Genomic DNA, 14280 nt, shown 5'->3' on the forward strand with positions numbered 1-14280 from the left:
CTACCGGTTATTAAAATCTTAAGGTTATGCTCGCCGCATATCCGTCCGGTTACCGCTTAGGATGTTCGCGGAGCCACATCAGCATGTCGTCCAGCGTTCGGACCGGCACGATGTTGAGCGTGGACGATCCGGCTCGGGCTTCATCCGCTTGCTCCCATGGCACGAAGAACACGTCGGCTCCCGCCCGCTCGACCACATACGCCTTCTGCTCGATGCCGCCGATCAGGCCGACCGCGCCATCGCCGTCGATCGTGCCCGTCGCGGCGACTCGGTTGCCGTATGTGACGCCCCCTTCGCTTAACTGATCCATCAGCGTCAGCGCAAGCACGGCACCATGCGAAGGCCCGCCCTGATAGACGAGATAGGAACGAAAATCGATCGTTCTCGTGACATCCGCCTGGGCGTGATCCTCCACCTGTATGCCGAAAACGGCACGTTCCGGCTCCTCCTCGCTCGCTTGCGTCGGGACGGCCAGACTCATGACGCCGCCATCGCGGATGAGCGTGACCGTCACGTTGCGCGCCGGGACTACGTTCTTCATCGCTTCGGCCAGTTCGGCCACGCTTGTCACGGTCTTGCCGTTCAGCTTCGTCAGCAAATCGCCGGCTTGCAGCGATCCTTCGGCAGGACTTTCGCTGGAGACCAAGAGGATGCGCACGCCGTCGCTTGTCACGCCTCGTCCCAAGCCAAGCTTGTGGAGCGCGACCGCGGCCGCGATCTCGTTGGCGCTGGCGCGCTGCGAATGGGCCGCCGACAATTGCTCGCCGATCGACTGGCTGACATCGCGCTTGTTCCTATCTATATGAGGCAATAGCCGGTCGTACAACCAATCGATCGGGAAAGCGGGACGTCCGATGACAAGCACGCCGGTTATCGAACCCTTGGCCGCGCCGCCCTCGACCTGAGCGTAGCGGTTCATATCTAGCGTAAAACCCGGCACCGTCACTTCGTACGCGGTCGGCCAGAACAGCAGCCAGGCCGCGGCGGACATGACCGCAACGCGAATCAAGCACGGGCGCAGCCATCGCAGGCCGCTCCGGTACTCCGCCCAGGTCAAATCGATCATCGTCAGCAGCCAGCCGGACGCAAGCAGCGATCCCGTCGCCGTCAGATTGCGGGCTGGCCAGAAAATGGCGACAATGGTGACGCCGCTGACAATGATAATGATAAGCTTAGTCGCGCGACTGATGGCACCGGGGCTCTTCTCGCGCTTCCAGTTTAAGATCGCGCCCGTCAGCCACAACAGCGGCACGACGGCCAACAGCCCATATAACAGCTCGATCGCGTCGATCCAATAATAAGCTCCAATCCGAATCGGGTCGCCTAACCAGACGAGCTCCCCCGCCGCCGCCAGTATTCCCGCGACGATGTATCCGGCGATAGTCAACCTTTTGCCCGTCTTCACAGTATGCCCCCTACATCACATGCTTTCGTTTGGCTCGTACCCATCATTTTACAACTGTTGGGGGGAAAAAGACAGCGGCGGGGATGCGGGACGACGATAAAAAAACGGCCGCTCAAGAGAGCTGGCCGGCTGGTTTTGTGATACGAATTAATAATTATAATCAATACGAACCGGACGTAAATCCTGATTTACGTCCATCACATTCTCAGTACCGTCTTCAGCGCTAATTTTACCTTTGTATAGGACCTTACCATTTGAGACATCCAACGCGACGAGCAGTTCTTCCTCTGATTCTGGAATTGATAACAGCAAATAAATTCGACCCGCAGTGATGCGTATCGATTGCAATTCTTTGCCACCTAGCGTATCATATTCGATTGTTAATGCATGCTTTCGTTTCGTTCCGAGTTCATGCCGCTCGACCTCCAAGCTATGCTTAGCGTGATCGCTTCTAGCAGTGTAGAAAACGCCGGCCTCAAGCCAGTTTTCATACATATAGCCCGGAGTGTTCGGCTTTTCAAGGCGCGCATCCCCTACCTGCGTGATCCTACCGGTGTCGTAGCTATATGTATACGCGCGATATGTCCAATAGGGAGTGCCGTCGAAATCCGCTTCGCTCTGCTGCTGTTCTTGAGACCAAAAACCGGCAAATTCGCTCGATCCAACCTCCCCATTGCGATAAATGAAATAAGTACTGTTATTTGGGGTTTCTAATCCAAAATCGAGTTTCATGTCCCGCTTATGCTTGCCGGTCAAATCAAAAACATGATCGACGTATTCGTACCGAACTTCGTTTCCGGTTCGTAGTTTTACGCTTTTCTGAACGAGCACATGCAGATCTTCTCCTCTCACCTGAACGTCGCTGACGATCGTCCAATTGTTTAATTCCGGCAAGGGCATTGTTCCTTCTTTATGCAGCGTCTCCTCGCTTGCGCGGTCTAATATATCTAGGATGATCGTATAATCCGCCCGATCAGTCTCGCTTCTTACATCCGCATATACAAGCCTCTTCTCATCCACATAAAGACTGCTGTCGACGGTTTTCTTACGCATAAAACCTCGATGATCCTTGAGCAGCTTGCGGTAGAACGGATAGTCCATCCATGACGGTCTCGGCCGATCAAGCAGTCCTTCATCCGGTTGATACCGACTGCCTTTCGTCGTTAGATAAAGGTATTTAAGCTTGATCCGATTCTCATATTGTGCCGTAATTTGAAGCGGTTCCGCCTCTTTCGGATCTCCGCTTATCGTCGTCAGCTTGAAGGCCGGCAACTCGTCCGACGCGCCGAATACGTAATAGCCCGCAATGCCGCATACGCCGAACAGCGCCAGAACTATTGATAACCAGTAACGTTTCATGTCGTTCTCCCTTAAACGGATATTTTGCGGCGTAGGAGCCGGAAGCCGAGCCAGATCGAAACGGCCGCGACAAAAAGGATGATGGCCAGTTCAATGCCGACGATCTCGGCGGTATACAAATATGAGCTTGTTCGGTACATGCCCATAACATTAATCGGAATGACGATGGCAGCCGCGCAAATCAGTACATAACCCACGGCATACGCGATGCCCGTCCAGCGATAGCTACGCTCGATCAAGATGCCGGTGAAGACGACCAAAACCGCGACGATGCCAAGGCCGTAGTTCAGCGCGAAGTCACCCAGCCTCAACGGCATGAGGTACTGGAGTACCAGAGTGGCGTTGACGATGTCCACGAAATACGATTCACCCTGACGATCACCACGGATTAGCACCTCGAAGATGACGCCGCCGATCGCCAGCGAAAGCGCTTGAAATGCTAACGAGGCTATGATGAAGACTACTATCGCCGTCAATTTAGACAAATAAATAGAACTCCTGGCGGACGGCAGCATGAGCAGCCTATAGATGAACGTGCTGCGGCCCAGCCAATCGCGGTACCAAACGAACAGCAGGTACGCACACAGCGTGCCAATGACCGCCAACACGGATAGGATATAGAGCTGCTGGGCGTTATAAATTGCCTCGGCGTACGAAATTTTGCGATCGCTCAATTCATTAATATACATAGTGTATCTTCCAAACTTCTCCACCTCATCTAATGCAGCATCCATCCTCCGGGCGCTCCACACCAACGCCCCCCACTGCACGACCGCAACCAGGCCCAACAACGCGGCCAAAATATACCGGAACCGATGGATCTCCATATGGACCAGCTTCAAATACCGGTTCATGCTCGATACGCCTCCCTCATCACGTCGACGACGGACTTGCCTTCCGCGACGCGCATCGCCTCGCAGTTGAACTCGCGCACGACGACGCCGTCCGACAGCAGCACCGCTTTGTCGATCAGATGCTCCATCTCGCCGATCTCGTGCGTCGTGAGGAGCACGCCGCGCCCTTCGATCAAATCGCTGGCGAACACGTCCGCGATCATCTCCCGGCTGAACATGTCGATCCCGGAGAACGGTTCGTCCATCAGCACATACTCCGTATCGAGCGCGAGGCCCGTGACCAAATTGAACTTCGCGGCCGTACCCTTCGACAGATTGCCGATCCGGTCGGAAGCCGACAGCCGGAAGAACGTCATCAGCTCGGCAGCCTTCTCCGCGTTCCAATTCGCATAGAATTCCGCCATGAACCGTAAGCCCTCCCACAGCTTCATGGACGGCGGCAGCGTCAGATGATCCGGGATGAACGAGACCCGCTCGTACATCGCCGGGCCGATCGGCTCGCCATCGACGAGAATCCGGCCCGAAGTCAGCGGCGTCAATCCCATGATCGCTTTCAGCAGCGTGGACTTGCCGGCTCCGTTGAGACCGATCAAGCAGGTAACGGTGCCCTTCTCCACCGTGAAGGATGCCCCTTGTAAAATAGACCGCCGCCAATACCGCTTTCGCGCCTCGATGACCTCGATCATGCCGATCCCTCCTTCTCCGGACCGCGCTTGTCCTGCCGCTGCTCGAACTTGCGTTTGACCAGTTCCGACAACTCGTCCGCGGAGATCTCGATGGACTTGACCGAAGTCAGGAAGACGTCAATGGCGCTTTCCAACAGTTCCGAGCGGATCGAGCGCAATATGTCCGCATTCGTCGTGATACGGCTCGGTGAATTCCCTTCTGTCGTAATCAACTTCTGTTCCTCCATCTCTTTGTAGGCACGCTGCGCCGTATTCGGATTGATTCTTAGCAGGGAGCCAAGCTCCCGTCGCGAAGGAATCGCCTGCCCCGCTTCCAGCTTGCCCGCGGCAATCCGCTCCTTGAAATGCCTCACCACTTGCAAATAAACCGGGTCGCGGTTGTTGTATGCCAGCTCTGTCCATGTCTCGTCGAATTTCATTGCTCAACCTCGCATTTCGGCGGAGTGTGTGTACCAATCAGTTCATACACTTTAGCTGTATTATGCCCTTCATATATAGGTTCGTCAACCCTTATTTGGTTGATATTGGAACTATTTCGCATGAACCACCGTCATTCAAGGTAGAATGCTTCCTCTCCTTACGAACCTCCTAATAATTGACTTGATTTGCAAGGTTCATTACTATGGTAAAGATATGTAAGCTTGCTAGATTGCGATCTAGCGTGCGGTTGCCCTGCAGGACCGCAAGTTGGCTCGCTGTCTGTCGCTCATGCGGACATTGATGATGACGGAGGGTTCACTGATCATATGCCAATTGCCAAAACCAATCTCGAGCATCCTGCTTCGCTGCGCGATTATAGCGTCCCGCGACTGCTCTTCATTCAGCTTCGGCCGAAGCAATGGAGCAAGAATGCCCTGCTTTTCGCCGCGCTGCTCTTCTCGTTCGAGCGGTTGTCCGTCGCCGCTTTCCTCCACACGTTGGCTGCTTTCCTGCTGTTCTGCCTCGTCTCCGGCTGCGTCTATATTTTGAACGATTACGTCGACCGCGAGGCAGATCGCAATCACCCGCAGAAGAAGAACCGCCCGATGGCATCCGGACAGCTGAATCCGCAGCTTGCCCTGGCTTTCGGAAGTCTGCTGCTGCTGCTATCCTTCGCTAGCGCGATCGCGCTGCATCCGCTGTTCGCCGCGGTGCTCGCCTTCTATTTCGCGCTGAACGTCTCGTATTCGTTCAAGCTGAAGCACGTCGTGATCGTCGACATTCTGGTCATCGCCGCCGGCTTCGTCCTTCGCGCAATCGCCGGCGGCATCGTTATCCGCGTCTCGTTCACGCCGTGGTTCCTGCTCTGCACGATGCTGCTCTCGCTCTTCCTCGCCATCGGCAAACGGCGCCACGAATTGACGCTGCTATCGGAGGGCAAAGGCGAGCATCGCAAGGTGCTCGCCAAGTATTCCGTCGCCCTGCTCGACCAGATGAACAGCATCGTGACGACGGCCACGGTCATCAGCTACTCGCTGTTTACGTTCACCTCGGGCAGGACCATTCATCTCATGTGGACGATCCCTCTCGTGCTGTACGGCATTTTTCGCTATCTCTATTTAATTCACGTGGAGAAAAAAGGCGGCGCGCCGGATCGGATCCTGTTCGAGGACAAGCCCATCCTGTTCACCGTCATTCTCTATATCATTAGCATCGTCGCGATCTTCGCGATTTTCGAGTAAAAGTTTCGATAGAAGGAGACATGAACGTTGCAACCTGTCGCGTTATTCGATATTGATCACACAATTATTCGCCGCGATTCCATGCTGCTATTCGCGCGATACGGCATGGCGAAGAAGCCGTCGACCGCTATTGCTCTGCTGTCCATGGGACTGTTCACGGCGCTTGCCCGATTGAAGCTCGTCTCCTTGGAACGGGCGAAAGCCGCGTTTTTTCATGCGATTCGCCACATGGACGAGGACGATCTGGCCGTATTTTATACAAGCGAACTAGAGCCGTTGATATATGGGGAAGCGCTCGCGGAGATGCGTCGGCGCAAGGAGGAAGGCTGCCATATCCTGCTCGTTACGGCCTCGCCTGTCGCATATATGAAATATTTCGAACGAATGCCGGAGGTCGACGCCGTCATCGGCACCACGCTGGTCCGCAATGGCGATCGCTACCTGAACCGGATCGAGGGGAAGAACTGCAAGGGGGAAGAAAAGGTGCTTCGCATCCGCGAATATTGGCGCCGCGCAGGCATCGAGCCCGATCCGGAGCGCTCCTACGCCTACTCGGATTCGCTCTCGGATTTGCCGATGCTCGAGCTCGCCCGCCATCGATACTGGATCAACGGCCGCGGCCGTCATCCCGGCGTGGAGGTGCTGCAATGGCGACGTTGACCGGCAGGCATGCAGGCAAGTGGCTCATGGCGCTATCCGCGTTCATGACCGCGACGGGACAGCTTTTCTGGAAATGGGGCACTTCCGGCCTGCTCTATCTAGCCATCGGATTCCTCTGCTACGGCATTGGCGCCCTGCTGATGCTCAAGGCGTTCGCACTGGAGAAGCTGTCCGTCGCATATCCGCTCATGTGCATCAGTTATGCCGTCGCGCTCGTGTACGGCGATCTATTCCTCGGAGAAGATTTAACCTGGAAGAAATCGGCTGCCATCGCGCTGCTAGGGTTGGGAGTGACTTTGACTTCGTATGACGACTAGCCTCCTCTTCCTGCTGCTGATCGCCATGACCGTCTTCGGTTCGTTCGGCGGGGCATTGTTCAAACGTTACTCGGCGAGCAAGCGTTTCGTCCTGCTGGCCGTAGGCGGCGCGTGTTATGGAACCGGCGCGCTGCTCAATATTTATTTGCTGACCAAGCTTCCCTACACGCTGGTTCTGCCGGCCAATTCGCTGACGTTCGTCTGGACGCTGCTGCTGGCCAAGTGGTGGTTCGGCGAGAAGATCGGCAAATTCAAGATCGCGGGGACATGCATCATTATGTGCGGCCTGCTTCTGCTCGTGCTGTGAGGAGGCCGGAACGATACTCGGATAGGTGGTTGAATATGAAGTTTTTCGCGTCTTGGTTCTCGGATAAGCGGGATGCGGCCTTGGCTGGGTCGATCGCGCTCGTCGTCGCGTTATTTTGCATCCTGACCAATTTACCATTCATTCGCTTCATGCAGGAACAAGCGCCGCTGCTGGCGGAGCATAGCCCGTTCTTCGGAACGCCGTTCACCTTGAACTTATTCAACTTCGATCCATCGCTCTACTACGGGTTCGACAACGCTACGATCATACATCCGCTCTTCAACGTAATCAAAGGCTCGCTCGCCTACCTAGCCGATCACTTAGGCGGTAACCTGTTCTTCCTTGTCCTGCAAGCGTGCCTGAACGCGCTCAGCGCGGTCATGGTTTATGTGTATTTGCGCAGAAGCAGCACGGAATCCGGATACGTCGTTCCCGCTGCCTTCGGTCTGTTGTTCGGTATTAGTTCCTACAGCTTGTTCTCGTCGCTGGTGCCGGACTCGTATCCGTACGCGCAGAGTCTGCTGCTGTTATCCGTGCTCTATTTGCAGTACAGCCGCGCTGAGGCGCGAATCGCGTCGCTGCCGACGGCCGCGTATGGGCTGGGGCATTTCGCCATCACCTCAACGAACGTCGTTCCGTTCGCCGTATCGGCGTTCGCCGCGTTGTTCCGTCGACCGTTCAAATCCTCCATCTTGAAGCTGTTGGCCGCAGTCGGCATGCTGCTGGCCCTTATTGCGGTGTGTACGCTTGCGCAAGGACTTCTCTTCGATGGACATTCCTGGGCGAACGACTGGCGGAACAACTTGGACAGCGGCGGCTACACGTATGTAGCGTCGTTCTCGCTTGCCCACCACTGGAAAGCGGTCTACATGCTCTTCATCTCGCCGGTTCTCACGCCCGCCATCCGTCTGCTTGATCCGGGTATCGTCGCTTTCACGACCGACTTGTCCGTCATGTACCCGCTCTATGTCACGCTTGGCGGCGGACTTCTGCTCCTGCTCGCCGTGCTAGGTTTCTTAGCTCTAATTCGCACGTATGAAGCCTGGATGCTGGGCGCGTATATCGGGTTCGCGCTCGCGCTGCACATCGGGGTCGGCTATGGGCTGTCAACCTACCAGTATGATCTGTATCTCTACGCCGGCCATTATCTGTTCGCCCTCTTCCTGCTCGGCGGGCGATTCCTGATCGGGCTGCGGCTCCGTACCGCGCGAACGATCTTGACCGGACTGATGCTGATGTTGGTCGTCGCGACGTGCGTCCATAATCTCGTCCAGCATGCGGACGCGCTCGACGTGATCCGGCAAGGTTACGAGGAGTTGCAGGCACCGGCTGAATAGACGAGCACGAATACATGCAAGGTGAAATGCCAGCGCCGTCTTTTCAGCGAAGCGCTTCTCATGCATTGAAAAAGAGAGCCTCCGAATCACGGTGGTGCCTTGTTATACATGACGCCCTCGGCGAGGGACGCCATGTGCAACCCGGCAGCCATCCGGTTCGGAGGCTATTTGTCGTCTCGTATGCGCGCATACGTCGAATCGTCGCAAATAATGAACAGACGCGCTTCCTTCGGCAGCGGCTCATCCAACTTGCGGATAATACCCAGATCTTTGCGGTCTGCGATAAGATTGGCCCCTTCTTGCTTCAATTCCTCGTAGGCCTCGCCGTACGTCCGCCAATGCTCGCGCGGGGCGATCTCGCGCAAATCCTCGCCGTACGAATCGCTGAGCAGCTGCATGAACAGCTGAGACGATCCTTTGTGCAGCGACGATTTGGCCATCATGTGGGAGGTCGACTGCTGGGATAGAATGAATTCGTCGACGTTGGCATACGCGAAATTTTGCTCATGCGCCGCTTTGACGATCTCGACGATCGTATAGATATCCCGCCCGGCTGCATTCGCGCTTCGGCCGTAATGCTCGATCGACGTCGCGATGATAAGCGTCTGGCCATCCGCCTTCAGCGGGTCCGTCTCTCCCACTGGCGCGAATATGATGACGTTGCGGCTTCGCTCCACGCGCGCTTTCGCAAGCGTCTCGAACATCGTCGGATCTCCTTGCACATAGTGAAATCGATCATGGCTGAACGGCGCGTGCGCAAGACGGTCGATCAACACGACGTCCCGGCTCGGGTCAGACTGCAGCAGCTCTTCTACGGTAGCCCGGCTTTTCTCCTCCGACCAGCCGATGAGCACGTAATGATCCTCTTTCGCGTATGGCAATCGCCCTTCCCCCTTGCTTCGTTTGAGTTTCAATATTTGCTCCGTGATCCGCCCAACAATGGCGCCGATCAGGAATAAGCCGGTGAAGATGACGAATACGCCGAGCAGCATGCCGGGAACGGTCTCCGGATAATAGTCTCCGTACCCGACCGTCGAGGCGGTCACGACCGTCCACCAGAAGCCTTGAAATACCGATTCGAATTTTGCTGGTTCTAGTATTCGGATCATGCATGAACTGAAGAGGAAAAAGACGAACGCCGAGACCGCCAGCGATTTTCCGTTGAGCCTCGAAGCGGCCGCGTAGATTTTGAGAATCAGGTGAATGGCGGCGAACCTCCCTTAGCAAGAAAAAGAATTTCGGATTGCGCTATATCCTAGTATTCAATTTTGTTTACATTTTATTCTAACAGACTCGTTATAGAAAGGCACATAGATTTACGAACCGAATAGAATGCGTGCAACCCGCGGCTGAAGGCAAAGAAGAAGACCACGATCCCCCATGGTCTTCTTCTTGATTTGACTACTGACGCCGTCCCGTATAAATGTGGATCGCGTCGCGCAGAAACTCGGCCGTTCCCGGCTGCGCCGCGTCATAATACGCTTTGAAGCGCTCGTCGTCCACGTACATTTGCGCCAGGCCGGCGTGCGCCTCTTTCGTGTACTCGCTCCAGTAGAAGCTAAGCCATTGGCGATGCAGGTCGGCCGCTTTCTGCGCCAGCGGTCCGGCCGGATCGCCCGTCGCGAGCGCTTGGGCCAGCGTCGCGTTCACTTCCTCCGCAAGGCGCGTCAGCTCGTCGTGCTCGGCCTGCGTCATGTTTTTCAGCTTCGCGTTGCTCTTATTGACGACGTCGTCGCCGTATTTCTCCCGGATCTCCTGGCCGTATTTCGCCTCGTTGTCATCGATCAGCTTTTGCTTGAATCCTTCGAATTTCTCTTGATCGCTCATTGTCGTTCTCCCTTCGCGGACGGCAATCGTCTTCTCCACGTTCGAGATCAATTGGTCCAGCTGTTGTCGTCGGTCCAGCAAGTGTTCGCGGTGCGCCAGCAGCGCCTGGGTCCCGTCAAAGGACGGCGAATTGACGATCGATTTAATCTGTTCCAGCCCAAAGCCAAGCTCCCGGTAAAATAAGATCTGCTGCAGGCGGTCCACCTCGTCCTGCCCGTAGATCCGATAGCCCGATGTATTGATTCTCGCCGGCTTCAGCATGCCGATCTCGTCGTAATACCGCAGCGTTCTCGTGCTGATTCCCGCCAGTTTGCCAAGTTTCTGCACGGTGTATTCCATTCTCTCGCCTCCCGACACCTTTACTGTACAGGTTTACGCAGCGTGAAGGTCAATCCCTTTTTTTCGCTTGATTTTCGGTTTATTTTGGCTGATTTTACAATCGGTTATAGCGCGGGCGAATAATCGGTAGAATAAAGCTGATTGGTTTGCGTTCACAATCCAAAGATTGAGAATGCAGCATTCAGCTCAGGTGGATGAATAAGCGAACGAAGCAGGTGATCGAAATGAGCCAGGATACACCGGAATATACGCTGGCCGAGACGTTAGGCGGCCGATGGCGCAAGCTTGGCCCAGGCGTTCGCGCCGGCACGCTGCTGGTCGAGATGGGCGACGCCGCGCTGGTCAGCCTGCATATCAGCTCTCAGCGGCTGGACATTATGCTAAAGGACGAACAGGACGTATTTCAATACGCGGGCGATTTGACGTTCGAGGATTTGGACCGCGAGGGGAAAATGCATTTTCACAGCTGGTCGATCGAGCATATTCATATGAACAACCAACATGTTCGGATCGATAATCCGCTGAACGATCTGACGAGCTTGTTCATCAAGATCAGTCTGGCCAAACGGCGCGAGGCCGAGCGGCGGTTCTTGAAGCAGGACGAGTAACGATACGGGGAAATCGAGCGCTGCAAGTAGAGGACATCCTCCCGGCCCTGTCCACATATACTGTTCCATCAGAGATCGACGGAGGTCGCATGGAACATTATTTGGTGCTGTCGGGGCTGTCGGCGCTCGGGACGATCGTCGGAAGTTTGCCCGCGCTGCTCATTCGCAATCTATCCCACCGGGGCAAAGATATTTTACTGGCGTACAGCGCGGGCGTCATGGTAGCGGCTTCGACGTACGGACTCATTCCATCGGCGCTCAAGCTGTCCAACCTCTACGTGTTGACGTTCGGCATCCTGCTCGGCACGGTGCTGCTCACGCTGCTCGAGCGTTACATTCCGCATACGGATCCCGTCCACGACGCCGATGCGACCGCCGTGTCGTCCGCATCCCGCATGCTGCTAATCATGTCGATGACGCTTCATAACTTGCCGGAAGGATTGTCCACCGGCATCAGCCTTGCCGACCAAGATCCGCAGCTCGGGGCAATCGTGTCGTTCGCGATCGGCGTGCAAAATTTGCCCGAAGGCTTCCTAATCGCCCTCGTTTTCGCTTCGACCCAGAGTCGGATGCTGAAGCCCGTCCTATACGTGTGCGGGGTGACGGCCGCGGAATGGCTCGCATCGCTGCTCGGCTTCAATTTCGGCAGCGAGCTTCGGTTTCTCATCCCGTACGGACTCGCATTCGCCGGGGGAGCGATGCTGTATATCGTGTACAAGGAGCTCATCCCCGAAAGCCACGGCGACGGCAACGAGACGCCCGCCACGTTCGCCTTCATCTTCGGCACGCTGACGATGATCGGGCTGACCCACTGGCTGGATTAACCGGCGTCATTCGGATCGCTTCATGAAAAGGGTACAGCCGCCCCGTGAACGGGGCGGCTGCTTCTTTAGGTTTGCAACCGGAATTCCTCCGGCGCTAGCCGCATTGCGGACGCTGAACGCGCGATAACGTCTTTCGCGGCGACGGAGGTCAGCCTTTCATAAACCTCGACGAAGAACCTGCCCAGCGTATCATCCTGCTCTAAGTCTTCGCGCTGAATGCGATGAGCTTCGGCTAACGCAATCGGATGGCCGCGACGGTGAAGCTCGGTTTGGATATCCGACAGCATGTCGGCGAACAGCTTGGCGTCGAGTTCGTCCGCGCTTGCCCGAAGGGCTGCCCATCTGCCTTGCGCCATGAAGAAGGCGCTCCACCAATAAGCCTCTTGCGGCGATTCGATGACATGCACGATATACGAGTAGCTAATGAACAACGCGCGTTGACCGGAGGTCCAACTCCGGAACAATGTCGTCAAATCCCCGTTAGCCGCGCTCGCTTCCTTGTATGCCGCCAGAAGCGGCTGAAAACTCGCCCGTACCAACTCGTCGTCTCTCAAACCATTCGTTTGTTCGAATCCCGCTTCGCCCAAAATCACCATCACTCCTTCACGCCGATTTTAGCGCCGTTCAATTGGAAGATCAAGGGAATTTTCACGATAACAATTCATCATTATTTACCGCTGCTTAAAAGACGAAGCAATTGCCGCTCCTTCTCGGCATCCAGCCCCGCCTTCCATTCTCCCTCCGGGCGAAGACGCCGGCACCACACGAGCGTGTCCATGGCGGTATCGCTCAAGGGACGAAAGGATAGTCCCGCCTCGACCGCGCGCTTCACGTTGATCGCCATAAATCCGGGCCAATTCATTTTCGCGGACACCCAGAGCGGCAGCTCCGTCCACTCCGCAGCGCCATGCTCATGGAGGAACGTCTCCTCCGCCCAGATCGGATTCGAGTCGACGGACGCGACGTTCCGGCAAGCTTGAACCAAATCGTCCATCGTCACGTTTCCCGCCGGCTGCGTGGCATTGTAATCGCCGCCCGCCCTCGCTTCCGTCATCCGCAGCGTCCATTCCGCCAAATCCCGCACGTCGATGAACTGGATGCCGCGACCGTGCGAGCCTGGCACAAGCACGTCGCCGCCTTGGGCAAATCTCCATGGCCAGTACGTAAACCGGTCTGTCGGGTCGTCCGGCCCCACGATCAAACCCGGTCGAATGACAAGCGCCCGTTCGCCGAACGCCGAGCGCACCTCCTCTTCGCAGCTGGCCTTTAACGCGCCGTAATGGGCGGCCACATTCTCTTCCGCCGGGTCTTCAAGCGAGAGTAGAGGTGCGCCCTCCGCGATGTCAAGCACCGAGAAATCCGCATAGACCGATACGGAGGAGATAAACGTATAATGATCGGCGCGCTCCGCAAGCAGCCGCGCGGATTGCCGGACGACGCGCGGCACATAGCCGCTCGTATCGACGACCGCGTCCCACCGTCTGCCCGCCAGCGCATCCAACCCTCCGTCGCGATCGCCCGTGATATGTTCCGCATCCGGGAACAGTCCCGGATTCGTCAATCCGCGATGAAATAACGTGACGCGATGCCCGCGGCGCAGCGCCGTCTCCGCGATATGCTTGCCCAGAAATTTCGTCCCTCCGAGTAGCAGCAAATCCATTCCATTCCCTCCTTAGGCTTGTCACTTCATTAACGAATAACTTCGTGCGGAAGATACGCCTCATCGGCGCTCGCCAAGAAAAAACGCGCAGCCATCCGCTGCGCGTCTCTTCGTTATTCGAACTTTTCCCCGTCCACGTGAATATAGCTCATGTCCCGCTTCGCATCGAACAAAATCTGCAGGTCCCGGTTGTCCAAATACCACAGCTGGTCCTCCAGCATATAGAACTCGACGCCCGCCTCCACGGCGGACATCCGCGGCGCGTCGGACGGCTTCTTCACGATGCCGAGCGACAAGCCCGGCTGCACGCTGCCGCACCCGCCAAGATAGACGAAGATTTGCAGCTGCTCGCCGTCGTTTGCCGCCAGCTCTTCTTTGTACCAACGCGCGGCCGTTGGGTCCACGATGATTTTCATACTCGCACGCTTCCTCTCGT

Annotated in this window: 17 protein-coding genes; 7 read left to right on the plus strand and 10 right to left on the minus strand. The window is 56.3% G+C overall.

Annotation, left to right across the window (positions count from 1 at the left end; translation table 11 throughout):
• Positions 1–49: 49 nt before the first annotated feature.
• From BCM02_RS20930 to BCM02_RS20950, 5 genes are all read right to left on the minus strand, one after another.
• Positions 50–1405, minus strand: coding sequence for a PDZ domain-containing protein (locus BCM02_RS20930; RefSeq protein WP_148931086.1), 1356 nt, complete (start codon positions 1403–1405; stop codon positions 50–52).
• Positions 1406–1552: 147 nt separating this feature from the next.
• Positions 1553–2764 carry a hypothetical protein gene (locus BCM02_RS20935; protein WP_148931087.1) on the minus strand — a complete coding sequence of 404 codons (1212 nt, stop codon included), beginning with the start codon at positions 2762–2764 and terminating at the stop codon, positions 1553–1555.
• 11 nt (positions 2765–2775) lie between these two features.
• Positions 2776–3618: a hypothetical protein gene (locus BCM02_RS20940; RefSeq protein ID WP_148931088.1), complete on the minus strand. Its 843-nt coding sequence runs from the start codon at positions 3616–3618 to the stop codon at positions 2776–2778.
• Positions 3615–4304: an ABC transporter ATP-binding protein gene (locus tag BCM02_RS20945; protein ID WP_148931089.1), complete on the minus strand. Its 690-nt coding sequence runs from the start codon at positions 4302–4304 to the stop codon at positions 3615–3617. The genes BCM02_RS20940 and BCM02_RS20945 overlap by 4 nt, the downstream gene beginning before the upstream one ends.
• On the minus strand, positions 4301–4723 hold the full coding sequence (locus BCM02_RS20950; RefSeq protein WP_148931090.1) for a GntR family transcriptional regulator: 423 nt from the start codon (positions 4721–4723) through the stop codon (positions 4301–4303). Before BCM02_RS20950 ends, BCM02_RS20945 begins: the two co-directional genes overlap by 4 nt.
• A 333-nt stretch (positions 4724–5056) precedes the next feature.
• Between BCM02_RS20950 and BCM02_RS20955 the strand changes: the two genes are divergently transcribed.
• From BCM02_RS20955 to BCM02_RS20975, 5 genes are read left to right on the plus strand one after another with little or no spacing between them, the layout of a single operon-like run.
• Positions 5057–5965: a decaprenyl-phosphate phosphoribosyltransferase gene (locus BCM02_RS20955; protein WP_425466197.1), complete on the plus strand. Its 909-nt coding sequence runs from the start codon at positions 5057–5059 to the stop codon at positions 5963–5965.
• A gap of 27 nt (positions 5966–5992) precedes the next feature.
• Complete coding sequence (locus BCM02_RS20960) at positions 5993–6625, plus strand: HAD family hydrolase (protein WP_246183488.1); 633 nt, start codon at positions 5993–5995, stop codon at positions 6623–6625.
• Positions 6613–6942 (plus strand): EamA family transporter, encoded by a 330-nt coding sequence (locus BCM02_RS20965; protein WP_148931092.1) that lies wholly within the window; start codon positions 6613–6615, stop codon positions 6940–6942. Before BCM02_RS20960 ends, BCM02_RS20965 begins: the two co-directional genes overlap by 13 nt.
• On the plus strand, positions 6932–7249 hold the full coding sequence (locus BCM02_RS20970) for an EamA family transporter (RefSeq protein ID WP_148931093.1): 318 nt from the start codon (positions 6932–6934) through the stop codon (positions 7247–7249). The genes BCM02_RS20965 and BCM02_RS20970 overlap by 11 nt, the downstream gene beginning before the upstream one ends.
• Positions 7250–7284: 35 nt before the next feature.
• The gene (locus tag BCM02_RS20975) at positions 7285–8586 is read left to right on the plus strand and encodes a DUF6080 domain-containing protein (RefSeq protein ID WP_148931094.1); all 1302 of its coding nucleotides are present in this window, start codon (positions 7285–7287) and stop codon (positions 8584–8586) included.
• A gap of 164 nt (positions 8587–8750) precedes the next feature.
• Here BCM02_RS20975 and BCM02_RS20980 read toward each other — a convergent pair whose 3' ends face one another.
• Together BCM02_RS20980 and BCM02_RS20985 are read right to left on the minus strand one after the other, a co-directional pair.
• Positions 8751–9791: an ion channel gene (locus tag BCM02_RS20980; RefSeq protein WP_342791328.1), complete on the minus strand. Its 1041-nt coding sequence runs from the start codon at positions 9789–9791 to the stop codon at positions 8751–8753.
• A 196-nt stretch (positions 9792–9987) separates the two neighbouring features.
• A complete protein-coding gene (locus BCM02_RS20985; protein WP_148931096.1) occupies positions 9988–10752 on the minus strand; it encodes a MerR family transcriptional regulator in 765 nt (254 codons plus the stop codon).
• A 224-nt stretch (positions 10753–10976) separates the two neighbouring features.
• On the opposite strand from BCM02_RS20985, the gene BCM02_RS20990 reads away from it, so the two are divergent.
• Entirely contained in the window at positions 10977–11360 is a 384-nt protein-coding gene (locus BCM02_RS20990) for a hypothetical protein (RefSeq protein WP_148931351.1), read from the plus strand.
• A gap of 89 nt (positions 11361–11449) precedes the next feature.
• Positions 11450–12184 carry a ZIP family metal transporter gene (locus BCM02_RS20995; protein WP_148931097.1) on the plus strand — a complete coding sequence of 245 codons (735 nt, stop codon included), beginning with the start codon at positions 11450–11452 and terminating at the stop codon, positions 12182–12184.
• Between the two features lie 65 nt (positions 12185–12249).
• Here BCM02_RS20995 and BCM02_RS21000 read toward each other — a convergent pair whose 3' ends face one another.
• The 3 genes from BCM02_RS21000 to BCM02_RS21010 form a co-directional block, all read right to left on the minus strand.
• Positions 12250–12771 carry a hypothetical protein gene (locus tag BCM02_RS21000; RefSeq protein ID WP_148931098.1) on the minus strand — a complete coding sequence of 174 codons (522 nt, stop codon included), beginning with the start codon at positions 12769–12771 and terminating at the stop codon, positions 12250–12252.
• An 80-nt stretch (positions 12772–12851) separates the two neighbouring features.
• On the minus strand, positions 12852–13844 hold the full coding sequence (locus tag BCM02_RS21005) for an NAD-dependent epimerase/dehydratase family protein (protein WP_148931099.1): 993 nt from the start codon (positions 13842–13844) through the stop codon (positions 12852–12854).
• A gap of 113 nt (positions 13845–13957) precedes the next feature.
• Positions 13958–14260, minus strand: a complete 303-nt coding sequence (locus BCM02_RS21010) for a HesB/YadR/YfhF family protein (protein WP_148931100.1) — start codon at positions 14258–14260, stop codon at positions 13958–13960.
• Between the last annotated feature and the right edge of the window lie 20 nt (positions 14261–14280).

The organism is Paenibacillus methanolicus (assembly GCF_008124765.1).
Lineage (GTDB): Bacteria > Bacillota > Bacilli > Paenibacillales > Paenibacillaceae > Paenibacillus_Z > Paenibacillus_Z methanolicus.